Origin of the sequence: Streptomyces sp. NPDC090499 (assembly GCF_044769305.1) — a bacterium.
GTDB lineage: Bacteria > Actinomycetota > Actinomycetes > Streptomycetales > Streptomycetaceae > Streptomyces.
In genome coordinates, this window is sequence record NZ_JBIVXP010000039.1 from 1 (window position 1) to 21,979 (window position 21,979).

24 protein-coding genes are annotated in these 21,979 nt (G+C 69.8%); 9 read left to right on the forward strand and 15 right to left on the reverse strand.

The annotated features are described in order from the left end of the window. Positions 1–158 precede the first annotated feature (158 nt). Complete coding sequence (locus tag ACIQVL_RS50860; protein ID WP_403479210.1) at positions 159–1,829, reverse strand: fumarate hydratase; 1,671 nt, start codon at positions 1,827–1,829, stop codon at positions 159–161. Between the two features lie 181 nt (positions 1,830–2,010). Here ACIQVL_RS50860 and ACIQVL_RS50865 point away from each other — a divergent pair, with 181 nt between their 5' ends. Together ACIQVL_RS50865 and ACIQVL_RS50870 are read left to right on the forward strand one after the other, a co-directional pair. Further along, positions 2,011–2,712, forward strand: a complete 702-nt coding sequence (locus ACIQVL_RS50865) for a DUF1707 domain-containing protein (RefSeq protein WP_294011963.1) — start codon at positions 2,011–2,013, stop codon at positions 2,710–2,712. 153 nt (positions 2,713–2,865) lie between these two features. Next, entirely contained in the window at positions 2,866–3,249 is a 384-nt protein-coding gene (locus ACIQVL_RS50870) for a WhiB family transcriptional regulator (RefSeq protein WP_089099070.1), read from the forward strand. Between the two features lie 154 nt (positions 3,250–3,403). Here ACIQVL_RS50870 and glpX read toward each other — a convergent pair whose 3' ends face one another. Further along, on the reverse strand, positions 3,404–4,441 hold the full coding sequence (gene glpX, locus ACIQVL_RS50875; protein WP_403441127.1) for a class II fructose-bisphosphatase: 1,038 nt from the start codon (positions 4,439–4,441) through the stop codon (positions 3,404–3,406). A gap of 126 nt (positions 4,442–4,567) precedes the next feature. On the opposite strand from glpX, the gene ACIQVL_RS50880 reads away from it, so the two are divergent. Further along, a complete protein-coding gene (locus ACIQVL_RS50880) occupies positions 4,568–5,092 on the forward strand; it encodes a DUF4245 domain-containing protein (protein WP_403479211.1) in 525 nt (174 codons plus the stop codon). 77 nt (positions 5,093–5,169) lie between these two features. Here the strand turns inward: ACIQVL_RS50880 and ACIQVL_RS50885 are convergent, their stop codons facing one another. The 3 genes from ACIQVL_RS50885 to xseA all read right to left on the reverse strand — a co-directional run bounded on the left by ACIQVL_RS50885 (position 5,170) and on the right by xseA (position 7,456). Next, positions 5,170–5,760 carry a malonic semialdehyde reductase gene (locus tag ACIQVL_RS50885; RefSeq protein ID WP_403479212.1) on the reverse strand — a complete coding sequence of 197 codons (591 nt, stop codon included), beginning with the start codon at positions 5,758–5,760 and terminating at the stop codon, positions 5,170–5,172. Between the two features lie 203 nt (positions 5,761–5,963). Continuing rightward, positions 5,964–6,212 (reverse strand): exodeoxyribonuclease VII small subunit, encoded by a 249-nt coding sequence (locus ACIQVL_RS50890; protein WP_403479213.1) that lies wholly within the window; start codon positions 6,210–6,212, stop codon positions 5,964–5,966. 35 nt (positions 6,213–6,247) lie between these two features. Then, positions 6,248–7,456, reverse strand: a complete 1,209-nt coding sequence (xseA, locus tag ACIQVL_RS50895; protein WP_403441117.1) for an exodeoxyribonuclease VII large subunit — start codon at positions 7,454–7,456, stop codon at positions 6,248–6,250. Between the two features lie 240 nt (positions 7,457–7,696). Between xseA and ACIQVL_RS50900 the strand changes: the two genes are divergently transcribed. Beyond that, positions 7,697–8,710 (forward strand): 4-hydroxy-3-methylbut-2-enyl diphosphate reductase, encoded by a 1,014-nt coding sequence (locus ACIQVL_RS50900; RefSeq protein ID WP_403441114.1) that lies wholly within the window; start codon positions 7,697–7,699, stop codon positions 8,708–8,710. A 76-nt stretch (positions 8,711–8,786) separates the two neighbouring features. Beyond that, positions 8,787–9,536 (forward strand): polyphosphate--glucose phosphotransferase, encoded by a 750-nt coding sequence (ppgK, locus tag ACIQVL_RS50905; RefSeq protein WP_403479214.1) that lies wholly within the window; start codon positions 8,787–8,789, stop codon positions 9,534–9,536. A gap of 60 nt (positions 9,537–9,596) precedes the next feature. Here the strand turns inward: ppgK and ACIQVL_RS50910 are convergent, their stop codons facing one another. Then, complete coding sequence (locus ACIQVL_RS50910; RefSeq protein WP_403441108.1) at positions 9,597–10,142, reverse strand: DUF6542 domain-containing protein; 546 nt, start codon at positions 10,140–10,142, stop codon at positions 9,597–9,599. Positions 10,143–10,339: 197 nt separating this feature from the next. On the opposite strand from ACIQVL_RS50910, the gene ychF reads away from it, so the two are divergent. The 3 genes from ychF to ACIQVL_RS50925 all read left to right on the forward strand — a co-directional run bounded on the left by ychF (position 10,340) and on the right by ACIQVL_RS50925 (position 12,388). Continuing rightward, positions 10,340–11,428: a redox-regulated ATPase YchF gene (gene ychF, locus ACIQVL_RS50915; RefSeq protein WP_403441105.1), complete on the forward strand. Its 1,089-nt coding sequence runs from the start codon at positions 10,340–10,342 to the stop codon at positions 11,426–11,428. 280 nt (positions 11,429–11,708) lie between these two features. Next, on the forward strand, positions 11,709–11,993 hold the full coding sequence (locus tag ACIQVL_RS50920; RefSeq protein ID WP_403479215.1) for a hypothetical protein: 285 nt from the start codon (positions 11,709–11,711) through the stop codon (positions 11,991–11,993). Continuing rightward, positions 11,975–12,388 (forward strand): DNA-binding protein, encoded by a 414-nt coding sequence (locus tag ACIQVL_RS50925; protein WP_403479216.1) that lies wholly within the window; start codon positions 11,975–11,977, stop codon positions 12,386–12,388. The genes ACIQVL_RS50920 and ACIQVL_RS50925 overlap by 19 nt, the downstream gene beginning before the upstream one ends. Here the strand turns inward: ACIQVL_RS50925 and ACIQVL_RS50930 are convergent. The 3 genes from ACIQVL_RS50930 to ACIQVL_RS50940 form a co-directional block, all read right to left on the reverse strand. Then, a complete protein-coding gene (locus ACIQVL_RS50930; protein ID WP_403479217.1) occupies positions 12,301–13,035 on the reverse strand; it encodes a zinc-binding alcohol dehydrogenase family protein in 735 nt (244 codons plus the stop codon). The two genes, ACIQVL_RS50925 and ACIQVL_RS50930, sit on opposite strands and share 88 nt — an antisense overlap. A gap of 110 nt (positions 13,036–13,145) precedes the next feature. Then, a complete protein-coding gene (locus tag ACIQVL_RS50935) occupies positions 13,146–14,069 on the reverse strand; it encodes an NAD(P)-dependent alcohol dehydrogenase (RefSeq protein WP_403479218.1) in 924 nt (307 codons plus the stop codon). Between the two features lie 82 nt (positions 14,070–14,151). Continuing rightward, positions 14,152–15,306, reverse strand: coding sequence for an oxygenase MpaB family protein (locus ACIQVL_RS50940; RefSeq protein ID WP_403479219.1), 1,155 nt, complete (start codon positions 15,304–15,306; stop codon positions 14,152–14,154). Between the two features lie 15 nt (positions 15,307–15,321). Between ACIQVL_RS50940 and ACIQVL_RS50945 the strand changes: the two genes are divergently transcribed. Next, complete coding sequence (locus ACIQVL_RS50945) at positions 15,322–16,053, forward strand: TetR/AcrR family transcriptional regulator (RefSeq protein ID WP_403479220.1); 732 nt, start codon at positions 15,322–15,324, stop codon at positions 16,051–16,053. A 25-nt stretch (positions 16,054–16,078) separates the two neighbouring features. Here ACIQVL_RS50945 and ACIQVL_RS50950 read toward each other — a convergent pair whose 3' ends face one another. The 6 genes from ACIQVL_RS50950 to ACIQVL_RS50975 all read right to left on the reverse strand — a co-directional run bounded on the left by ACIQVL_RS50950 (position 16,079) and on the right by ACIQVL_RS50975 (position 21,970). Further along, on the reverse strand, positions 16,079–17,095 hold the full coding sequence (locus tag ACIQVL_RS50950) for an Lrp/AsnC family transcriptional regulator (protein ID WP_403479221.1): 1,017 nt from the start codon (positions 17,093–17,095) through the stop codon (positions 16,079–16,081). A 23-nt stretch (positions 17,096–17,118) separates the two neighbouring features. Further along, positions 17,119–18,006 (reverse strand): alpha/beta hydrolase family esterase, encoded by an 888-nt coding sequence (locus ACIQVL_RS50955; RefSeq protein ID WP_403479222.1) that lies wholly within the window; start codon positions 18,004–18,006, stop codon positions 17,119–17,121. Continuing rightward, entirely contained in the window at positions 18,006–19,463 is a 1,458-nt protein-coding gene (locus ACIQVL_RS50960) for a CoA transferase (RefSeq protein ID WP_403479223.1), read from the reverse strand. The genes ACIQVL_RS50955 and ACIQVL_RS50960 overlap by 1 nt, the downstream gene beginning before the upstream one ends. A 654-nt stretch (positions 19,464–20,117) precedes the next feature. After that, positions 20,118–20,804, reverse strand: coding sequence for a TetR/AcrR family transcriptional regulator (locus ACIQVL_RS50965; protein WP_403479224.1), 687 nt, complete (start codon positions 20,802–20,804; stop codon positions 20,118–20,120). 149 nt (positions 20,805–20,953) lie between these two features. Then, a complete protein-coding gene (locus ACIQVL_RS50970) occupies positions 20,954–21,688 on the reverse strand; it encodes a YoaK family protein (protein WP_403479225.1) in 735 nt (244 codons plus the stop codon). A gap of 159 nt (positions 21,689–21,847) precedes the next feature. Beyond that, complete coding sequence (locus ACIQVL_RS50975) at positions 21,848–21,970, reverse strand: hypothetical protein (RefSeq protein ID WP_403479226.1); 123 nt, start codon at positions 21,968–21,970, stop codon at positions 21,848–21,850. Positions 21,971–21,979: the final 9 nt, after the last annotated feature.

Here is a 21,979-nt window from a genome sequence, read left to right on the forward strand (position 1 = left end):
GCCGCGCGGGGGCGCCCCCCCGGCCGCGGGGGGGGGGGGGGGGGGGGGGGGGGGCCCCCCCCCCCCCCAACCGGGCGGTCGAAGGGGGCCCACCCCCTGGAAGGACGGGACGGGTAGGGGCGGCGGGGGCGACATCCGCCCCCGCCGCCCCGGACGCACTACGCCAGCCCGGGCCCCCGCACCGGGATCGACGTGAACGTCGGAGCCGGCGCCGGGTCCTGGAAGAAGTCGTTGCCCTTGTCGTCCACGACGACGAACGCCGGGAAGTCCTCGACCTCGATCTTCCAGACCGCCTCCATGCCGAGCTCCTCGTACTCGACGACCTCGACCTTCTTGATGCAGTCCTGGGCGAGCCGCGCCGCGGGACCCCCGATGGAGCCGAGGTAGAAGCCCCCGTGCGCCGCGCACGCGTCGGTGACCTGCTTGCTGCGGTTGCCCTTGGCGAGCATCACCCGGGACCCCCCGGCGGCCTGGAACTGCTCCACGTAGGAGTCCATGCGCCCGGCCGTCGTGGGCCCGAAGGACCCGGAGGCGTACCCCTCGGGCGTCTTCGCGGGACCCGCGTAGTACACCGGGTGGTCCTTCAGGTACTGCGGCATCTCCTCACCCGCGTCGAGCCGCTCCTTGATCTTGGCGTGCGCGATGTCGCGCGCCACGACCAGCGGCCCGGTGAGCGAGAGCCGGGTCTTGACCGGGTACTTGGTCAGCTCGGCGAGGATCGTGTCCATCGGCTGGTTGAGGTCGATCCGCACCACGTCGGAGGACTCGTCCAGGTGCTCGTCCGTCGTCTCCGGCAGGAACCGCGCCGGGTCCGTCTCCAGCTGCTCCAGGAACACGCCCTCGGCGGTGATCTTCGCGACCGCCTGCCGGTCGGCGGAGCAGGAGACCGCGATGGCGACCGGGCAGGACGCGCCGTGCCGCGGCAGCCGCACCACGCGCACGTCGTGGCAGAAGTACTTGCCGCCGAACTGCGCGCCGATCCCGATCTTCTGCGTCAGCTCGAAGACCTTCTGCTCCAGGTCCTTGTCCCGGAAGCCGTGCCCGAGCTCCGAGCCCTCGGCCGGGATCTCGTCCAGGTAGTGCGCGGAGGCGTACTTCGCGGTCTTCAGCGCGTACTCGGCGCTGGTGCCGCCCACCACGATCGCCAGGTGGTACGGCGGGCAGGCGGCCGTGCCGAGCGAACGGATCTTCTCCTCCAGGAACTTCATCATGGAGGCCTCGTTGAGGACCGCCTTCGTCTCCTGGTAGAGGAACGACTTGTTGGCGGAGCCGCCGCCCTTCGCCATGAAGAGGAACTTGTAGGCGCCGCCGTCGGTGGCGTACAGCTCGATCTGGGCGGGGAGGTTCGACCCGGTGTTCTTCTCGTTCCACATGGTGAGCGGGGCCATCTGCGAGTAGCGCAGGTTGAGGTTCAGGTACGCGTCGTAGATGCCGCGGCTCAGCGCCGCCTCGTCGCCGCCCTCGGTCAGCACGTTCTGCCCGCGCTTGCCCATGACGATCGCGGTGCCGGTGTCCTGGCACATGGGGAGCACGCCGGCCGCCGCGATGTTCGCGTTCTTCAGCAGGTCGAGGGCGACGAACTTGTCGTTGCCGGACGCCTCCGGGTCGTCGATGATCCGGCGCAGCTGGGAGAGGTGGGCCGGGCGCAGGTAGTGCTGGATGTCGTGGATCGCCTCCTCGGCGAGCTTGCGCAGCGCCTCCGGCTCCACCTTGAGGAACGTCCGCCCGTCCGGTCCCTCGACGGTGGACACACCCTCCGAGGTCACCAGCCGGTACGGGGTGGTGTCCTCGCCCTGGGGGAGCAGATCGGTATACGCGAACTCAGGCATCTCAGCCCATTCCTCACTCTGACGGACGGCCGCCCGCCGACGCTGGCGGGCGCTGTCCAGCGTAGAACCTGCCGCTGACACGGAGCCTGTGAGGTAAGGCTCAGTTCGGGAACCGTACGGGTTTTCCACAGGTCGCGACGAGGGGTAGTCGCGATCTATCGCGTTTCGGTACGCTGCTGCCGTGGACCTTCAGAAGCAGACCCCTCAGGAGCGTGCCGGGGCGCCGGTGGCCGAGCTGCGTGCCTCGGACGCAGACCGCGACCGTATCGCCGACATCCTGCGGGAGGCCCTCGCCGAGGGGCGCCTGACCGCCGACGAGCACGCCGAGCGGGTGGAGGGGGTGCTGAACGCCAAGACGGTGGGCGAGCTGGAGGTCTTCATACGGGACCTGCCCGCGGCCCACGCCCGCCCGGCCGCCCCCGCCTACACGCCGGTGCCGCCGCGGCCGACGCCCGGCGCGATCCCCGTCGAGGCGGACGGCAACGTGGTCGCCGTCTTCAGCAGCGCCCGCCGCCGCGGCCGCTGGCGGGCCGGCCGCCGGCTGCACGCCTACGCGGTCTTCGGCTCCATCGAGCTGGACCTCACCGAGGCGATCTTCGAGTACCAGCAGGTCGTCATCAAGGCGATCTCGGTCTTCGGGGACATCCAGATCCGCGTCCCGGAGAACGTGTCGCTGCGCGGTACCGGCGGCGGTGTGCTCGGCAACTTCGAGGCGGACACGCTGGATTCCGTCGACTCCGACGCGCCGGTCGTCTACGTCGACGGCTGGGCCGTCCTCGGCAACGTGGAGGCGCGCCCGAAGCGCGGAAAGCTCATCGCGGACATCCTGGACCGGGTCCAGGACAAGGTCGACAGGAAGCTGCGCAAACACCTGGACCGTTGACGGTCGCGAATCACTCCTTGCCCAGCGGCCCCAGGGGTCGTGAACAAGCCGCCGGGGTACGGCTGTTGAGGACGCTGTGCATAGGCCCGCGCACAGCGGGTAGGCCTTGCTGCATCGTCTCTCGCTCGCGAAGCCGTCGTCAGGAGTAGACCCGTGCTGCAACCGCCGCATTCGTCCCTGCAGGTAGCTGCCGTTCCGGCCCAGCGGGTGCCAGTGCGGGACAGGGACCAAGACGCACCCTGGCACACCGAGGCGGTGTGCCGGCGCGACGAGGCCGGCCTGTTCTTCGCACCCTCCAAGGAACCCACCGCTGCCCGGCTGTCCCGGGAGGAGGCGGCCAAGCGGGTCTGTGCCCGCTGCCCCGTGATGGTCGAGTGCCGCGAACACGCGCTGCTCCAACCCGAGCCCTACGGCGTCTGGGGCGGCCTCACGGCAGCCGAGCGCCGCGTGGTCCTGGCGAGGCGCAGGCGCCGCGACATGGAGCTGAAGAAGGCGGCACGAGCCGCGGCGGCGAACCGGATAGCGCAGGCGGGCTGACGAAAAGGCGCCCTCTCCGCACAGAGGGCGCCTTCTGACGTGCCCCGTCAGGGGCGCTGGGGGTACCCCGGCCGAATGCTGGGGGAGGAACTGCGCGACCAGCCACTACGCGCCCGCAGTCGCCGAGGCGCCCGCAGCCCCTCCTCCGAAGGCGCTACTTCGCCCGGTCGAAATCCACCGTGCTGTACGCCCGCAGCTTGCGCAGCCGGTGCTCGGAGTCGATCCGCCGCACCGTCCCCGACTTCGACCGCATCACGATGGACTCGGTCAGCGCGGTCTGCGACCGGTACCGCACGCCCCGCAGCAGCTCCCCGTCGGTGATCCCGGTCGCGACGAAGAACACGTTCTCCCCGGTCACCAGGTCCTCGGTGGTCAGCACCCGGTCCAGGTCGTGCCCGGCGTCGATGGCCCGCTGCCGCTCCTCGTCGTCCTTGGGCCACAGCTTGCCCTGGATGGTCCCACCCAGGCACTTCACGGCGCACGCCGAGATGATGCCCTCGGGCGTGCCGCCGATCCCGAGCAGCATGTCGACGCCCGTGCCTTCGCGCAGCGCGTAGATCGACCCGGCGACGTCACCGTCGGAGATCAGCTTGATGCGCGCGCCGGCCTCCCGGATCTCCTTGATGATCCCTTCGTGCCGCGGCCGGTCGAGGATGACGACGGTCACGTCCTCCGGGGTGGCCCGCTTCGCCTTGGCGACCCGCCGGATGTTGACGGAGACGGGTGCGTCGATGTCGACGAAGTCCGCCGCCTCCGGGCCCGTGACCAGTTTGTCCATGTAGAAGACGGCGGACGGGTCGAACATGGCCCCGCGCTCGGCCGCGGCCAGTACGGCGATCGCGTTGGGCATGCCCTTCGCGGTCAGCGTCGTCCCGTCGATGGGGTCGACGGCGATGTCGACCTCGGGCCCGGTGCCGTCGCCGATGCGCTCGCCGTTGAAGAGCATCGGGGCCTCGTCCTTCTCGCCCTCGCCGATGACGACCACGCCGTTCATCGACACGGTGGAGACGAGGGTCCGCATGGCGCGCACCGCGGCGCCGTCGGCGCCGTTCTTGTCGCCGCGGCCGACCCAGCGTCCCGCGGCCATCGCGGCGGCCTCGGTGACCCGGACCAGCTCCAGGGCGAGGTTGCGGTCGGGGGCCTCGGAGGGAACATCGAGTTCGGACGGCAGATGATGATGATTCTCGGTCATCGGTACGCACCTTTCTGATACGGCGACGGCCGGATGAGGGTTTCCCGTCGACTCTATCGTCAGGCTGACAAAATGAGCAGGGGACCCCACGGATGAGCGCAGCGGGCACCTGCGACGATAGGGGGCGTGGCAGGTACGAACGGCAAGCAGAAGACGGTCCGGGACATGATTCTCTCCCTGGCCCTGATCGGCCTCGCGGCGGGCTTCATCTACCTGCTCGTCCCGCACGACGATCACGCTCCCGACATCCAGCGGGTCGACTACCGGGTCGAGCTGCTGACCGCACGGCGCGCGGCGAGCTATCCGGTGGCCGCGCCCCAGGGCCTGCCCGGCACCTGGAAGGCCACCTCGGTCCGCTTCCAGGGCGAGGCGGGGGAGCGCTGGCATCTCGGGTACCAGACCCCCGACGGCCAGTACGTGCAGATCGAGCAGTCGACTCAGAAGCCGGCGGACTTCATCGACGACGCCAGCCAGGGTGCGTCGGCCACGAAGACCACCGAGAAGATCGGCGACCGCACCTGGACGCACTACACCGGCGGCCGCTACGACGCGCTGGTGCTGGACGGCACCACCGGCTCCACCACGGTGGTGGCCGGTACCGCCTCCTTCACCGAGCTGACGACGATGGCGGCGGCCCTGACGATGTCCTGACGCGGGCGTCACGACGTGAACACGAGAGGCCCCCGGCGCCGTTGCCGGGGGCCTCTCGCAGGTTTCTCCGGGGTGGCTCAGACGGTCGTGACGACGTCGTCGTAGGCCAGGCGCGGGGAGCGCGGGAACCAGGCGTCCGGGCCCGGCCTGCCGATGTTGACGACCACGAGCGGGGTGTGGTCGTCGTCCAGGAACTCCTTCTGGATGCCCGCGAAGTCGACGCCGGTCATCGGGCCGGCGGCGAGACCGGCGGCACGGATGCCGATGATGAAGTAGGCGGCCTGGAGGGCGGCGTTCAGGGCGGCGCTGCCCTCGCGCACCGCGCGGTCGCCGAAGACGGCGTCCTTGGCCTGCGGGAAGTGCGGGAAGAGCTCCGGCAGTTCCTCGTGGAACTCGTTGTCCGCGGCGAGGATCGCGACCAGCGGGGCGGTGGCGGTCTTCTTCTGGTTGCCCTCCGCCATGTGCTGCACGAGGCGCTCACGGGCCTCGGGGGAGCGGACCAGGACCACGCGCAGCGGCGACTGGTTCATGGAGGTCGGGCCGTACTTGACCAGGTCGTAGATCGCCTGGACCTGCTCGTCGGTGACCGGCTCGTCGGTGAAGGTGTTGGCGGTGCGGGCCTCGCGGAACAGCAGGTCCTGGGCGGCGGGGTCGAGAACGAGAGACATGGTTGAACTTCCTGGGGGGATCGCATCGCGTTCATATCCGGACCGTGGTCCGGATAGGCTGACGGCACGACCATACGCGAGTGAAGGTTCAATGTTCAACAAGAACCGGACCGTGGTGATCCGCCTCACATCCCGCCCCGCAACCCGCCTCACAACGACCCCACGCCGGGCCCCCCGGTGAGCCCCCTCGGCGCGCCCCCCGCTCAGTCCTCCTCTTCGGTCTCCTCCCCCTCTCCCTCGCCCTCGTCCTCCTCCTCGGCCAGCGCCGCGTCCAGCCGGGCCCGCGCCCCCTCCAGCCACCGCCGGCACACCTTGGCCAGCTCCTCGCCCCGCTCCCAGAGCGCCAGCGACTCCTCAAGGCTCGTCCCGCCGGCCTCCAGCCGCCGCACGGTCTCGATCAGCTCGTCCCGCGCCTGCTCGTAGGAGAGCGTCTCCTCGGCCCTGCCGCTCATGCACATACCTCTCTCATCAGCCCGTACGGCATGGACTAGCCGTCCACCCGCACCGTGAACTCACCCTCGGCGACCCGCGCCCGCAGCGCCTCGCCCGGCTCCACCTCCGCGCCGTCGCGCACCACGTGGCCGTCGAGCTTCTGCAGCACGGCATAACCGCGCTTCAGCGTGGCGGCCGGGGAGAGGGCCACCACGCGCGCGTGTGTGTGCGTCAGCTCGGAGTCGGCGCGGTCGAGCAGATGCCCGAGGGTGCGCCGCGAACGGTCCACCAGCGAGGCGACGTGATCGGCCCGCTCGTCGACCATCCGGTGCGGGTCCTCCATCGCCGGCCGCGCGAGCGCGTTGGCCAGCCCCCGCTCCTCCCGCGCCACCAGCGCGTCGACACACCGCCGCCCCCGGTCCCGCAGCATCCGCACCCGCTCCGCCTCTTCCCCCACGTCCGGGACGACCTTCTTGGCGGCGTCGGTGGGGGTGGAGGCGCGCAGGTCGGCGACGTAGTCGAGCAACGGGTTGTCGGGCTCGTGCCCGATGGCGGAGACGACCGGCGTACGGCACGAGGCGACGGCCCGCACCAGCTGCTCGTCGGAGAACGGCAGCAGATCCTCCACGCTGCCGCCCCCGCGCGCGACGATGATCACGTCCACCTCCTCGATCGCGTCGAGCTCCTTCACGGCCTGCACGACCTGCGGCACGGCGTGCACACCCTGCACCGGTACGTTCCGCACCTCGAACCGCACCGCGGGCCACCGGTGCCGGGCGTTCTCCAGCACGTCCCGCTCCGCGGCCGACGCCCGCCCGCACACCAGCCCGATCAGCTGCGGCAGAAACGGCAACGGCTTCTTCCGCCCGGCGGCGAACAGCCCCTCCGCGGCCAGCGCCTTCTTGAGCATCTCCAGCCGCGCCAGCAGTTCCCCGACCCCGACCGGCCTTATCTCGGCCGCCCGCAGGGACAGCTGCCCACGCGGCGCGTACCACTCGGGCTTCGCGTGCACCACGACCCGGGCCCCCTCGCCGACCACGTCGGCCACGGAGTCGAACACCTGCCGGAAACAGGTCACGCCGATCGAGATGTCGTACGACGGATCCCGCAACGTCAGAAACACGACCCCGGCGCCCGGCCGCCGCGACAGCTGCGTGATCTGCCCCTCGACCCAGACGGCCCCGAGCCGGTCGATCCACCCCCCGATGAGCCGGGAGATCTCGCCGACGGGCACGGGAGCTTCAGCGGACGTGTTCAGAGCCATGCGCCGAGCGTAACGGCGCGCACCGACAACCCCCTCCAGCCCGTCCGGACTTCGCGGACGAGGCCGTTCGGGCCGCGACGGGCGCCCGCCGCTGCCCGAGCAGCACACCCACCGACCCCACCGCCGGCCACACCCCCCGGCGTCACCCCCGGCTCCACCCCCGGTCTTCCGTGTCTTCGGCCGGTCTCCCCGGGATCGTCACCCGGAGGCGATCTTCGGGCCCCCGAACGCGGCCTTACGATGGGTGCCATGACTGCTTCGCCTGGCCGCCGTGTCCTGCTCGCCGCCCCCCGTGGCTACTGCGCGGGTGTGGACCGCGCCGTGATCGCCGTCGAGAAGGCCCTGGAACAGTACGGGGCCCCGATCTATGTCCGGCACGAGATCGTGCACAACAAGTACGTCGTGCAGACCCTGGAGAAGAAGGGCGCGATCTTCGTCGAGCGGACCGAGGAGGTCCCGCCGGGGAACATCGTGATGTTCTCCGCGCACGGCGTCGCCCCCGTCGTCCACGAGGAGGCCGAGCGCGGCCGCCTCGCCACCATCGACGCGACCTGCCCGCTGGTCACCAAGGTCCACAAGGAAGCCGTCCGCTTCGCAGGCGAGGACTACGACATCCTCCTGATCGGGCACGAGGGCCACGAGGAGGTCATCGGCACCTCCGGCGAGGCCCCCGAGCACATCCAGCTGGTCGACGGCCCGGCGGACGTCGCCAAGGTCGAGGTCCGCGACGAGTCCAAGGTCGTCTGGCTCTCCCAGACCACCCTCTCCGTGGACGAGACGATGGAGACCGTCGACGCCCTCAAGGAGAAGTTCCCGCAGCTCATCTCCCCGCCCAGCGACGACATCTGCTACGCCACGCAGAACCGCCAGCTCGCCGTGAAGCAGATGGGCGCCGAGGCCGAGCTGGTCATCGTGGTCGGCTCCCGCAACTCCTCCAACTCCAAGCGGCTGGTCGAGGTCGCCAAGCTGGCCGGCTCCCGCGACGCGTACCTGGTCGACTTCGCCAGTGAGATCGACGAGGCCTGGCTGGAGGGCGTGACCACCGTCGGCGTCACCTCCGGTGCCTCCGTGCCCGAGGTGCTGGTCGAGCAGGTCCTGGAGTGGCTCGCCGAGCGCGGCTACGGCGACGTCGAGATCGTCAAGGCGGCCGAGGAGTCCATCACCTTCTCGCTCCCCAAGGAACTCCGCCGTGACCTGCGCGAAGAGGCGGCCACCCTGGTCGCCGAGCGCGGCGGCACCGGCGCCGGCGCGTGACCACCGTCCGTACAACTGTGTGACCGCGGGCCCGTCCGACGTCGTGACTGTCAGTCGTACGACGTAACGTGGAGCCATGCAGATCTTCGGCGTGGACATCGGTGGTTCCGGGATCAAGGGCGCTCCCGTGGACCTGGACAAGGGCGACCTGGCCCAGGAGCGGTGCAAGGTGCTGACCCCGCACCCGGCGACGCCGGACGGCGTCGCCGACGGGGTCAAGCAGGTCGTCGACCACTTCGGGTGGAGCGGCCCGGTCGGGCTCACCTTCCCCGGGGTGATCACCGACGGCACCCACATCCGTACGGCGGCGAACGTCGACAAGAGCTGGATCGACACCGACGCGCGCACGCTGTTCAGCGAGCGGCTCGGCGGTCTCCCGGTGACCGTGGTCAACGACGCGGACGCGGCGGGCGTGGCCGAGATGGAGTTCGGCGCCGGCCGGGACCGCAAGGGCGTCGTCATCCTGCTCACCTTCGGCACCGGCATCGGCAGCGCCCTGTTCGTCGACGGCGAGCTGGTCCCCAACACCGAGCTGGGCCACCTGGAGCTGGGCGGCCACGACGCGGAGAAGAAGGCCTCCAGCAAGGCCAAGGAGGACGAGGAGCTGAGCTGGGAGCACTGGGCGCACCGGGTCAACAAGTACCTGGCACACGTCGAGATGCTCTTCACCCCGAACCTGTTCATCATCGGCGGCGGGGTGAGCCGCAAGGCCGACAAGTTCCTGCCGTACATCGAGGGCATCAAGGCCGAGATCGTCCCGGCCCAGCTGCAGAACAACGCCGGGATCGTGGGCGCGGCGATGCGCGCGGCGCACCACGCCAGGTAACCACCGCCCCAGGTAACCACCGCCCCGGCACCCCGTGACCCCCGGCCCGTCGGCCGGGGGTCAGGCCCGGCGGCGGCGCCGGGCCGTCCGGATCATCCGGATCCGGCGGACGACGACGATCACCCCGGCGATCAGCGTCCCGCCGTAGAGCCAGCCGGCCTGCGTGGACAGGGCCGTCACCAGGCCCATCACCGCGCCCAGGAAACCGCCGCCGCCGTCGTCGGCGACGGTCGTCAGGCCGACGGCGAAGGCGATCGGGATGACGACGGGGGCGGTCAGCAGATCGCCCCCGCGCACCCACAGCGCGGTCAGCGCGGACGCCGGCAGGGACAGCACGCCGTACACGGTCAGGGACGCCCCGAGGAGCAGGTCGTCCAGGAAGCCGAGCGCGAGCATCGCGGCCATGCAGAAGAGGCCGCAGCCGAGTCCCGTGAGCCGCGGGTTCGGCAGCCGCGCGGGCTGCGGCACCGGTGCCGGACGCGACCTTCCCGGAGCGGGCCGGCGCCCGGCCGTCCCCGGCCGCGGTCTCGCCTGCGGAGGCAGCGGCGGACGAGGGCCGCCTCGACGCGGTCCGGGCTGTCGGGGTCGGGTCCTGTGATGCTCCACCGGACCAACCTAGGTCTGTTTATGTGCCCAGTCGCAGCCCAGACACGCCGAAACCAAGCCGAAGAGCGGCCCTTGGCCAGGTGTTCGACGCGGCCGCCGGCAGGGTGCCCCGAACCCCGTAAACTGGTGGATCGGCCGGCCCGCCGGCACTGGCAGCCCCCCGGCTCACTCACCCACTCACTACGGGAAGTCGCAACGTGTCGCTCACGATCGGAATCGTCGGCCTGCCGAATGTCGGCAAGTCGACCCTGTTCAACGCCCTGACCAAGAACGACGTGCTCGCGGCCAACTACCCGTTCGCCACGATCGAGCCCAACGTGGGTGTGGTCGGCGTCCCCGACGCCCGCCTGGCCAAGCTCGCGTCGATCTTCAAGTCGGAGCGCATCCTTCCGGCCACGGTCGACTTCGTCGACATCGCGGGCATCGTGCGCGGCGCCTCCGAGGGCGAGGGCCTGGGCAACAAGTTCCTCGCGAACATCCGTGAGTCCGACGCGATCTGCCAGGTCATCCGTGCCTTCAAGGACGAGAACGTCGTGCACGTCGACGGCAAGGTCTCGCCGAAGGACGACATCGAGACGATCAACACCGAGCTGATCCTCGCCGACCTCCAGACGATCGAGAAGGTCCTGCCGCGTCTCCAGAAGGAGTCGCGCATCAAGAAGGACGTGGCCCCCAAGGTCAAGGCGGTCGAGGAGGCCAAGGAGATCCTGGAGAAGGGCGACACGCTCTTCGGCCACGGCATCGTCCAGGGCTCGGAGCGTGCCGAGCTCCTGCACGACCTGCACCTCCTCACCACCAAGCCGTTCCTCTACGTCTTCAACGTCGACGAGGACGAACTGCTCGACGAGGACTTCAAGACCGAGCAGCGCGCCCTGGTCGCCCCCGCCGAGGCGATCTTCCTCAACGCCAAGCTGGAGCAGGACCTCGCCGAACTCGACGAGGAGGACGCCCTGGAACTCCTGGAGTCGGTGGGCGCCGAGGAACCCGGCCTCGCCACCCTCGCCCGCGTCGGCTTCGACACCCTCGGCCTCCAGACCTACCTCACGGCCGGCCCCAAGGAATCCCGCGCCTGGACCATCAAGAAGGGCGCCACGGCCCCCGAGGCGGCCGGCGTGATCCACACCGACTTCCAGAAGGGCTTCATCAAGGCCGAGGTCATCTCCTTCACCGACCTCGTCGAGACCGGCTCGGTGACAGAGGCCCGCGCCAAGGGCAAGGCCCGCATGGAGGGCAAGGACTACGTCATGCAGGACGGGGACGTGGTGGAGTTCCGGTTCAACGTGTAGCGGCTGACATATCACCACGTCGCTGATCTGGCAAACATGCAGGTCGGAGAGGGTCCGACTCTTCGGGGTCGGGCCCTTGGTTTTTTCCCGTGCTGGGATGGTGCTGGGATAGCTGACCCCTCGTCACCTGTCGTCATCCCTGGTCATTCGTACCGTGCTGGGATCGTGCTGGGATGGGATAGGGGTGCCCGTGCCGGGATTTGTGCGAGCGGGGCGCTGACCGAGCTGTGAAGGTAGTGCGGACGTGGCGCTTTTCCTACTCGTTTGACACAATCGGGGTATGGCTGAGACGACGTACGGCATCGGGGAAGGCCCGGCGACGCGGGTGAGCCTGTCGCTGCCGGAGGGGACGGCGGAGGCGATCCGGGCTCGGGTGGGCAAGCGGGAGTTCTCCGCGTTCATCGCCGAGGCGGTCGAGCGTGAGCTGCGGGGGCAGGTCCTTGACGAGTATCTGGCGGACTACGAGAGCCGCAAGGGGCCGGTGTCCGAGTCGGCTCGTCAGCGGGCGCGGCAGGTCTTCGACGAGGTGTTCGCCGAGGAGGCCGAGTGGCCCGCCGCAGGCTGAGTCACGAAGGGACGCTGGTCCTCGACAGCGAGGGACTCTCGAAGCTGCTCACCGACGAAGAGCAGGTGGTGGCTCTGATCGCTGAGGCGCGCTCGCGCGGCATGGAGGTCGTGATCAGTGCGCTCGCCATCATCGAGGCCGTCCACGCCCGTACGAACAAGTCCCGCCTGAACTGGGTGCTTTCCGGGCTGCGGGTCGTCCCGGTCGGTGACGAGGAGGCGAGGGCTGCCTCGAAGCTGCTGATGAATGCCGGATTGCACGGACACAAGTACGCGATCGATGCGGCCGTCGCCGAGGCCGCGCTGCGTCAGCACCGCCCCGTGGTCATGCTGACTTCGGATATTGACGACATGGCCAAGCTGTGCAGCGAGCGGGTCCGGCTCGTGGCGGTGTGATTTCTCCTGGTCCGGCTCAGTAGGAGCGGGGTCCATAGGGGCTCCAGTGACCGAGGAAAGGCTTGAGGTCGTCGCCGCTGGGTTTTGGCGGCGTGGGCAGTTTCGGCGGCCTTGCCGGCCGAGGTGGTGGTGCCGATCACGGTGGTGGCGCCGAGAGCCTTGGCGAGTTGCACGGCGAGCAGCCCGACGGCGGTGGTGGCGCCCAGGACCAGCACGCACTGGCCTGCCGTGAAGCCCGCCTGGGTGACCAGGGCGTCATGTCCGGTGAGGAGGCCGACCGGCAGCGCGGCGGCATCGGTCCAGCCCATCGGCTCGGGGATGCGCACGAGGTGGCGGTGGTCGAGCAGCGCGTAGCGGGCGAAGGTGCCGAGCGTCGCGCCCATGACCCGGTCGCCGACGGCGAGGGAGGTCACGCCCTTGCCGAGCGCGGCCACCTCCCCGGCGAGCTCCAGGCCCGCCGTGTAGGCGCTGCTCGTCCCTGCGCCCGGGTTGTAGGCACCTTCCAGCATGAGCAGGTCCGCACGGTTCATTCCCGCGGCGTGCACGCGGACGAGGACTTGTCCTGGCCCTGGTGTCGGCACGGGCACGTCGCGCAGCTCCCAGTCGGGGGTGACACCGCCGACGAGGGCGGGCATCGAATCAGTCATCAGGGGCTCCTCGGGATAGACCTTGGTGCAGGCCATCCAGGCTGTAGGTCATGCTGATAGCGGGTTGAATCCGCTGTTTCGACCTCCATGTAAGTGCGCCGCCGCCACGGCTAGTTGACGAGAAGAACCTTTCCCCGCGTGTGTTTGCCCTCGACATGCGCATGGGCCGCCGCGACGTCGGTCAGGGGGTAGCGCTGTTGGACCTCCGGAACCAGTGCGCCGTCTTGTGCGAGCCTGCTGAGCTCGCGCAGGTCGTCGTGGTGGGGGCGCACGACGACGAGGGACGTCCTCTGGGGCAGGAGCCGCGTGAGCGCTGTCGCGGCGATATTGGCAGCCGACGGCACGGTCGTGACGTGACGGCCGGTCCGCTTGAGCGCATCTTTCACCTCTCGACGCGACAGGTTGCCGAACACGTCGAAGACCGCGTCGTAGCGTTGCCCCGCAGGGAGTCGTCCGTGTCCGTAGTCGTGAGTGTGGTCAGCCCCGAGTCGTCGGCAGTGTTCCTGGCCGGCTGCGCTCGACACGGCTGTCACTTCCGCGCCGAGGGCTTTGGCGATCTGAATCGCGTACGTGCCGACCCCGCCACTGGCTCCGTTGATGAGCACCGACTGGCCTGCCTTGAGCGACGCGTTGTCGCGAAGGGCCTGCAGGGCGGTCAGGCCGGCGAGCGGGATCGCCGCCGAATCAACCAGGGGCAGAGACCTGGGGGCCGGCGCCGCCTCCTGACGACGGCACGACACCAGGTCCGCTGCCGCCCGCCCTTCCCACCCGCTGAGCATGCCGTATACGGGCGTGCCGACCGGCATGTCGTCGACGCGGCTGTCGGTCACGATCCCGGCGAAGTCGTAACCGGTGCCCTTGGGAAACCGTGCTCTTGCCAGGTGTTTGAATCGACCCTTGCGTACGAACGTGTCCTTGGGGTTCACGCTGGACGCGACGACTTCGATCATCAGATCCTGCATCGCCGGTTCGGGTTGCTCAACGACCGTCAGCACATTGGCCGGTCCGTAACGGTCGTACATCGCTGCGCGCATCGCTCTTCCTTCGCGGTCGGTCGCACGGCTGCCTCCCGGCAACTCGCTCATGACCAGGCTCCGGTGGCCCGATCTGCCGTGCTCATGGGGTGCGCTCACCGGCCGCCCGTTCGGCCAGCGCCTGGCGATGGAGCGCGCGTGCTGACTCGATGAGGTTCGTGCCGTCGGGTCCCCACATCAGGCGCAGGAACTTGCGCTCGATCGACGGCTGTTGCAGCAGCCACATCAGCGGCATCGCGGCGCGCCGGGCGATGACGGACAAGCCGGAGAGGCCGGGGCCGATCCCCATGGACCATCGCGCCTTGCGGGGCATCGCGCCCAGGACCGGGAGTTCCAGCAGCATCACTTCGACGAACACCGGTATGAAGGCGTGCCGTTGGGACAGGTTCATGTTCTTGAACATGGTGATGAGGCCGGTCCGGTAGTTCAGCTGTCCTGTCTCGGGGCTGATGTCGAACGTCTTGCTCGGCGCGAACAGCGCCTCGTACTTCGCATAGAGGGCTCGCAGCTCCGCCATGGTGGTCGGGATCTCGTCCTCGACAGCGCCCACGAGTCGCAGGTAGGCACCGGCCTCGGCGACGAACTGGTCACGCTGCTCGGGCGTCAGGCGGTGCGGGAGCCGACCGTCGCGGAAGGCGAAGCTCTCGTACATCCAAAGGGCGGGGTGCAGTTCAGTGAGGGCGGCCCACATGGTCTCGCGTGGACTCGTGGCGGAGTACCCGCCGAGCTCCGGCCGGCCGACGTCGATGACGTCGCCGGTGACCTTTTGGTGGAAGCGATCCAGGTGCTTGGCCATCAACTTCGCGGTCGGCGTGTCGCCGAACCACATCGGCGCGTGCATACCCAGGTTGCGGGAGATCCGCTCGAAGAAGTCGAAGAACGTCGCGGTCCCCGCCCGACCCTTGCGCGAGACCGGGTCACGATCCCGCAGGCCCGCGGCCGTCCCCTTGTAACCGCGCGTCTGCATCAGCACCTGCGCGGTGTTGAGGAACACGGTCGTGGCCGGATGCAGCAGCACTTCCCACGCGACACTGCCGGGCCCGAAAAGCCCGTAGTCGGGCGAACCGTCGGCCTTGACCGACGAGCCGGCCGGTACCGGTTCCCCGAAGCGGCGCCAGCGGCGCTCCGTCCCCAGGACCTGATCCTTCGTGATGACCGCGGTGTCAGCTGCGCGATCCGGTCCGCCTTGAGCCATGATCAAGCCTCCTAAATCACGAGCGTGATTTGCTCGCTTCACGGTAGAATCACGAGCGTGATTACGCAAGGAGTGCCGACGGACCAACCGGCCGAGGTCGACCAAGCCCGCCCCGCCCGCGCGCGACGCACGCGCGGGCAGAGCGCCGGCCTGGACCTGGCCCGCATCGTCGCTGCCGCCCGGTCGCTGGAACCCGGCGCGATCACCATGCAAGCGGTCGCCGACGTGCTGGGCGTCGACCGCTCCGCGATCAACAACCACGTCGCGAACAAGGACGCGCTGCTCCGGGACGTCGCCCTGGACGTCTTCGCCGAGTCCTTTGCCACCGTCCGGATCGGCGCAAGCCTCAGCTGGCAGGACGTCTGCCGTCAGTACGCGAGCGGATTCGCCGACAGCGTGATCGCGACCGGCCCGCTCGCGCAGCACCTTGTCAGCGGCGCCCCCTTCCAGCGCAGGGTCCTGCCCGCGGCCGAGGCGATGCTCGGAGCGATGGTCGACGGGGGCATCGACAGCGACACCGCGATCCGCATGCTGGCCCTCTTCAACAACGTCTGCCTGCAGTACGCCCACGACCACATCGCAGCCTTGGGTGCGGAACAAGGCCCGCTGCTCACCGCGCTGCGCCAGGCGCTGAAGGAACGCAACTCCGACGACTTCCCGCACCTGGCGCGCATCGCCGCCGACCTGCCTGACGTCTCCGCCCGCACCCAGCTCGACGTGAGCGTCGAGATCATCATCGACGGCGCCGAAGCGTTCGCCGGAAAGCACGGGACGCATTCCAGCAAATAGGTCTGGGGTGGCCTGCGAAGGAAAGCTAGGCCCACGGGTCGACAGGGACGACGGCGACGGCGCGGCCGTCGGAGCCGATGAGTCGTCCCCAGGATTTGACGGTTCGCAGAACGATCTGCCGGTCCTCGATCTCGATGCCCGGCCTCGCCGCTCGGATACGCCGCAGCAGCGGCTCAAGTGCCTGCAGGTCGTGTAGTTGCGCGGTGATGAACAGGTTGACCGTCCCGGCTACGGCGGCGCACACCCGGGTCTCCGGCCATCGGCCGATGTCACGGCCGGTCTCGTAGAGCAGGTCGTCGGGCACCCGCACGGAGAGCGCGACGTACAGGTGCCAGCCGCCGGCGAAGCGGATGAAGTCGGTGCGAAAGGTGAGCATTCCGGTGCGGGTGAGATGTTCCAGCCGACGCTTTACCACGGGCTCGGAGCGGCCCAGACGTTTGGCGAGGTCACGCAGGCTCATCCGGCCGTCGATCTGCAACGCCTGGAACAGGGCCTTGTCGAAGGCGTCCGGTTCCCGTACGGCCGGCCTGCCGTGGTGTTCGGGATTGGCGGCGGACAGTTCGTGCGCGGCGTTCGCGTCGATTGCGCCAAGCCGCCAGTGGGCGCCGCTGAACAGCTCCATGACCGGCCGTGCCCGGGTTCTGCGGACACCTGGGGTGGGATCGAGGCCGTCGACGAGCAGTGCGGACATGCTCGCGATGTCCTGGGCGACGACGAGCGCGAACAGGTCCCAGGTGCCCGAGGTCAGGTGGACGCTGGCCACCCGCGGGTTCTCCGCCAGCGTCCGGGCCACGTCGGCGACCTGCCCGGGAGCGCACGTCACGTCGACCACGGCACCGGCGAGCGGCATGGCCGGTCCGGGGGCGGACGAGATCCACGCCGAGCCGCCTCGGGTCAGCCTGCGCCAGCGGCGCCCGACGGTGACAGCGGACAGGTCCAGGGTGGCGCCCAGTTGCTCGAAGCTGGCACGGGGGTTGACGTGCAGGGCATCGATGAGGGCGACGTCGTCCTCATCGATGCACTGACGTTCTGCGGCGGTCACGGGGCCATTGTGGTGGACAACCGTCACCTCGGCTCGTACAGCAGGCGCCGTCCGATGAGGTCGGCGCAGACCAGGTCGGGACAGGAATGGCCCCAGAACCAGGGCATTGGAGAGTGCGCGGGATTGGGTATCTGATGGCCGCCCCCGTGGACGGTGAACAGGGTCACCGGTGTGGAGCTGTCGCCGCCGTAGGTGGTGGTCGTCACTGTGGTGACCTCAGTGCCATCCGCGTGGTGAAGCGGTTGGGTGAGCGGCGGGCCGGTGATGCCGTTGCGTGCCGCGTAGTACGCGGCCGTTTCGGCGGCCGAGTGGTGCAGACCGCGAGGGAACAGCCCTCTGAGGCTGACCATGCCGCCGTCGTAGGGGGCCAGTGGATCGGCGGTGCCGTGGAAGAGGAGCACGGGTACCGCCGCGTCGGCAGGTGGCGTGGTCTCGGTCCCATACGTGGCGGGCAGGGTGCTGCTGATGATCGCCGCACCCGCCACTCGCTGCGGTACCTCCTGAAGCAGTCGCATCACCATCTGACCGCCGAGGGAGAATCCGATCACGTACACACGATCGGGCGCGGTTCCGTGCGCGGCGGCCATCGCGTCGACCAGGTCGGCGAAGAATCCGACATCGTCGACGCCCCGGCGCTGTGCCGGAGTATCGATGTCGCGGGCGCCGTTCCAGTCCCTGCGATACCCGTCCGGATACACCACGACCGCGTCGGCACTGGTCGCGAAGTTGTCGAACGAGCGGCCGCTGAACCGCCGCACGGACCGGCCGGTCTGACCGGTGCCGTGGAAGACGACCACCAACGGCCGGTCCGAGCATCCGAACCTGTCCCCGTTGGCGCTGACCTGCAGGAAGGTGCGCGTAAGCCCGCCGGCCCCCAGCGTGCCCGGCAGCGCACGCATCGTCGCGGCCATCACCGCCACTCGGGGCGGCTCGAGCCGCGCGGGACGAGAGCGGGCTCCGGCCACGCAGGCGGGGTGAGGCCGAACTTGACCTGCGGTGCGGGAAAGTGCAGGGCTCCCAGCGGCGTCCGGGCATCGAACGCTTTCGGCTCGCGCAGGCTGTGCTGTTCATCGGTGCCGGCGAGCGCCGGGTCGACCAGACCGAGCGTGAGGTACCACATCGCGCTACGGGTCAGGTTGACCGTTACGTGCCAACTGCCGCCGACCGTGGCCCGCTTGACCAGGGCCGCCGTCGCGCCGGCGGCGCCCAGGTAGCCGGTGATGAAGTCGTTGACCATCCCGGTGACGGGCAGTGTCGGTCCCTCGGGCGAGCCGGCGGCGGCCATCAGCCCGGAGGCCGCGGAACCGTTCATGTCGAATCCGCCGCGTTCGGCCCACGGGCCCTCGGACCCGTAACAGGTCACCGAGACCTGGACCAGACCGGGATACCGCTCGGCCAGCCGATCCGGGTCCAGCCCCAGTTTCTCCAGCTTGTCACCGCGATGGTTGTTGACCACGACGTCCGCATCGGCCAGCAGCTCGTCCAGCAGCCTCTGCCCGCGATCGGTGTTCAGATCCAGCAATGTGCTGCGCGATCCGATATTGGCCTCGGTGTAGATGAACGCGTGCTCGTAGTCGTTGACCCGGGTGGCGCACAGCACGTCGGCACCCTGCTCGGCCAAGGTCCGCCCCACGGTGGGGCCGGCGATTGCATGCGTGAAGGACAACACCTTCACCCCCTCCAACGGGCGCGACGCCGACCCGAAGTCCTTGACCGGCGCCACACCGATCCGCTTCAGCCCGATCACCGGCTGCGAGGCCAGCAACTGGCCCTGCGGGTGCGCCGCCCATTCCTCGGCCGTGCGGGCCACACAGAGCGGCAGCCCGGCGGTGTTGGCCGCGTCCTCCAGTTCGAACGCGTCCCACTGTGCGAAAGCAGCAGCGACCTTGTCCTTGTCCGGAGGGACATCCAGGAACCGGCACCACTTGGCAGCAAGATGCGGATACACCCCGGAAGCCATGACCGTCCGACCGTCCCGGGTCCGGTAGCTGTCCAGCAGGAAAGGATTGTCGAAGACCAGCGCGTGCTCCGGGAGTTCACCGTTGAGCGTCGGATGCCAGAACGCGTGCGGAGTGATGTGGTGCACCGCCTGCCGCAGATCCAGGTGCAGGTCCTGCCCCGCTCCGGTCCGAATCCGATGCAACGCCGCCGCACCCACAGCGCCGGCCATCATCGGAATCCCGATCGCCGCTCCCAGACGGATCCGGTCGGCCACGATCGGATCCTCACCGGCGAACGACACCCGGCCACCGGTATCGGCGATCGACAGTCCTGCCGGCGCCAACAACTCCTCCAGCGCCGCCCGCGAGTCGAACTCCCCCGACGCCGAAGTGCCCTCGCGTGCTGCTGCGCCACCCTGCTCCACCATGGTGTTCCCTCCAATGCTCACCGTCACAGTCCTCCAGCCAAGCTTGGAGTGCTGCGATTGACGGAAAGCGCGCCTGCCCGTGCAGTCGTGACGGAAAGCGCCGCCAAAGATGTCGTTTGAGCAGGAAACATTCCGAGCCGGCAGGGGCGCAGAGCGGCGGGCTGCCTGGCAGGGGTACGGCCTTGGATCAACCGGGCGGCGTCACAGCAGACCGCTGGTCTCCGGCCAGGTGTACTGACCTGAGACGTTCGGCGCGGTGGCACGAGCCTGACGTGGCGTGCGTAGAAGTTCCGCAGACTTCAGGCATGTGCGGGCGCTGCCGGGTAGCGTTGGCGATCTTCGGTCTTCTTGTACTTTGTCACGCATCCCGTGCTCGGATGGTGCTGGGATGCGCCCACATTTCCGCAGGTCAGAGCCTTGCCGTGGAGTTCCGGTTCAACGTGTAGCGGGTGCTCCGGCACCACTGCGGCGATCTGACGAACCTGCAGGTCGTACGGGGTCTGGCTCTTCCGGGGCAGGCCCCTGTTTTTTTGCCGTGCCGGCCGCCGGCCGGCCGCGTGGGCACGCTGGTGCGGCGAACCCGGTGGCGTGGTGGCGGCGTCTTTCCCGAGCCGCCCTGGCCACACGCGAGATGTACCTCGCGCGAGCCGTGCTTCAGCGGCGCGACGACTCGGTGAGGTAGCCGCGCAGGAGTGCGGTGAGGATGCCGGTGAGCCGCGGTGCGACGTCGACCACGGCGTGGGCGAGTTCGGGGCTGCTCTGGTAGAAGCTGCGGAGTTCGGTGCCCGGCGCTGCCATCTGCCAGAGCGCGCCCGCCATGGAGACGGCCGTCGTGACGGTGTCGCCGCCCTGCTCCGGCGTGACGGGGAGCGCCTTGCCGAGCGCCGCGCCGATCGCCTCCGCCTCGGCGATGGCCCTGATCTTGAAGGAGCGGACCGCCTCGAAGGAGACACCGCGTTCGAGGTTGAGCGGCGTCTGGGCAAGGAGGTCGCAGAACAGCGGGCGGGCGACAAGCGTCTCGGTGAGGATGCCGGCCACCTCGGAGATCTGCTCCTCGGAGTCCGAGGAGTCCGCATCGCCCAGCGGGCCGAGCCGCTCGCGTACCGCCTCCGACCATTCCGCCCAGCCGCTCGCGGACAGCCGCAGGAAGATCTCTTCCCTGGTCTCGAAGTAGCGCAGCATCGCCGATTTGTGCATGCCCACCGCAGCGGCGATGTCCGTGAGGGTCACCTCGCGAATGCCGCGCTCGGCGGCCAGCCGGGCGGCCGCCTCAAGGATCGCCGTCTCTCGGATGCGCTTCGCCTCAGCGCTTCGCGCGCGCTCGAACGGGGGTGAGGTCATCCCCTGAGCCTAGCGCCGGGCGACAGAGGGATCCGATGACGGCGAAGGCGCCCCCCCGCCGACCCGGCGAGCGTGCTGGTCGTCGACGAGGCGCCCTGGCGAGGCGCCCGCAGGAGCCCTGCGGCTGATTCCGGGGGCGAGGTCGCCGATCACAGCGGGCTGGCCCAGTCGGCGTCGGTTCGGGTCAGGGCGAAGGCGGCGACCGTACCGCCCGCGAGGAGCACGAAGGCCAGCAGCAGCGGCAGGGCCGGGCTGCCGTGGCGGACCGACACGGCGCCGACGAGGCCACCGGCGAACATCGCCGCCGTCGAGAGGGCACGGCGGCCGATCCTGCCTCCCCTGCCTCCGGCGACCTTGCTGTCCGAGGCCATGCCGGTGATGGTCAGCGTGAGGACGGTCGTGGTCAGGTCCGGTACGGCGAGCGCGCGAGCGGTCGCGTTCTGGACACCCATGGCCGTCCCCAGAACCGCGATGAGCGTGTAACGGGTCCCCGCTCCGTCCACGGGGCCGGCGAGTTGGGCGATGAGGCAGGCCGCCAGGACAAGGATCGTCTCCAGGACGAGCGCCAGATGCAGGACGAGTCCGCGGTGGGCCCGGGCCCTGTGCGCGATACGGCCCCCCAGGACGGCGCCCGCCCCGAAGGCGGCGAGCGCGGCCAGCGAGGCGGTGAGGGAGAAGCCCGCGGCGCCCGCGATCGCGAAGCCGGAGAACACCACGTTGCCGGTCATGTTGGCGACGAAGACGTGGCCCAGGACCAGGTAGCTGAACGCGTCGACCAGGCCGGTGACCGCGGTGAGCGCGAGCATCAGCGGGGGGAGCGGGCCGTGCCGGTCCGCCGGGTCGGGGACCACGGTCGTCCACGCGTCACGGAGTACAGGGTGCATCGACGGTCGGCTTTCACTGGTGGGCGGGCGTGCGCGAAGCGCCCGGCCGTCGGGGCCAGGGCTCGGCGGTGGCGCATCTGCTGGGGGGTGTGTGGCGTCCCCAGCCTGGGGCCGACCCGGCCGTGCAGTCCAACATATGGATCTGCGCTCAGCGATCGCTCAGACCGATCGATGTTCCGTGGCTTCCCAGCCGTCGAGGAAGGCGGCGGCCGGTGCCAGGCGGGTGCCGTCGTACACCACGCAGGTGTGGTGTAGGGCCTCGTGGTCGGCGAGGCGCGGCATCCGTGAAGG

Coding starts and splice junctions, on each gene's coding strand:
- ppgK (WP_403479214.1), top strand. CDS start 8,787: ATGCAGATCTTCGGCGTGGACATCGGTGGTTCCGGGATCAAGGGCGCT.
- ACIQVL_RS50885 (WP_403479212.1), bottom strand. CDS start 5,760: ATGTCTCTCGTTCTCGACCCCGCCGCCCAGGACCTGCTGTTCCGCGAG.
- glpX (WP_403441127.1), bottom strand. CDS start 4,441: ATGACCGAGAATCATCATCATCTGCCGTCCGAACTCGATGTTCCCTCC.
- ACIQVL_RS50890 (WP_403479213.1), bottom strand. CDS start 6,212: ATGAGCGGCAGGGCCGAGGAGACGCTCTCCTACGAGCAGGCGCGGGAC.
- ACIQVL_RS50960 (WP_403479223.1), bottom strand. CDS start 19,463: ATGGTGGAGCAGGGTGGCGCAGCAGCACGCGAGGGCACTTCGGCGTCG.
- ACIQVL_RS50935 (WP_403479218.1), bottom strand. CDS start 14,069: ATGCGCGCAGCGATGTACGACCGTTACGGACCGGCCAATGTGCTGACG.
- ACIQVL_RS50955 (WP_403479222.1), bottom strand. CDS start 18,006: ATGGCCGCGACGATGCGTGCGCTGCCGGGCACGCTGGGGGCCGGCGGG.
- ACIQVL_RS50930 (WP_403479217.1), bottom strand. CDS start 13,035: ATGACTGATTCGATGCCCGCCCTCGTCGGCGGTGTCACCCCCGACTGG.
- ACIQVL_RS50860 (WP_403479210.1), bottom strand. CDS start 1,829: ATGCCTGAGTTCGCGTATACCGATCTGCTCCCCCAGGGCGAGGACACC.
- ACIQVL_RS50900 (WP_403441114.1), top strand. CDS start 7,697: ATGGGTGCCATGACTGCTTCGCCTGGCCGCCGTGTCCTGCTCGCCGCC.
- ACIQVL_RS50970 (WP_403479225.1), bottom strand. CDS start 21,688: ATGCACCCTGTACTCCGTGACGCGTGGACGACCGTGGTCCCCGACCCG.
- xseA (WP_403441117.1), bottom strand. CDS start 7,456: ATGGCTCTGAACACGTCCGCTGAAGCTCCCGTGCCCGTCGGCGAGATC.
- ACIQVL_RS50975 (WP_403479226.1), bottom strand. CDS start 21,970: ATGCCGCGCCTCGCCGACCACGAGGCCCTACACCACACCTGCGTGGTG.
- ACIQVL_RS50920 (WP_403479215.1), top strand. CDS start 11,709: ATGGCTGAGACGACGTACGGCATCGGGGAAGGCCCGGCGACGCGGGTG.
- ACIQVL_RS50965 (WP_403479224.1), bottom strand. CDS start 20,804: ATGACCTCACCCCCGTTCGAGCGCGCGCGAAGCGCTGAGGCGAAGCGC.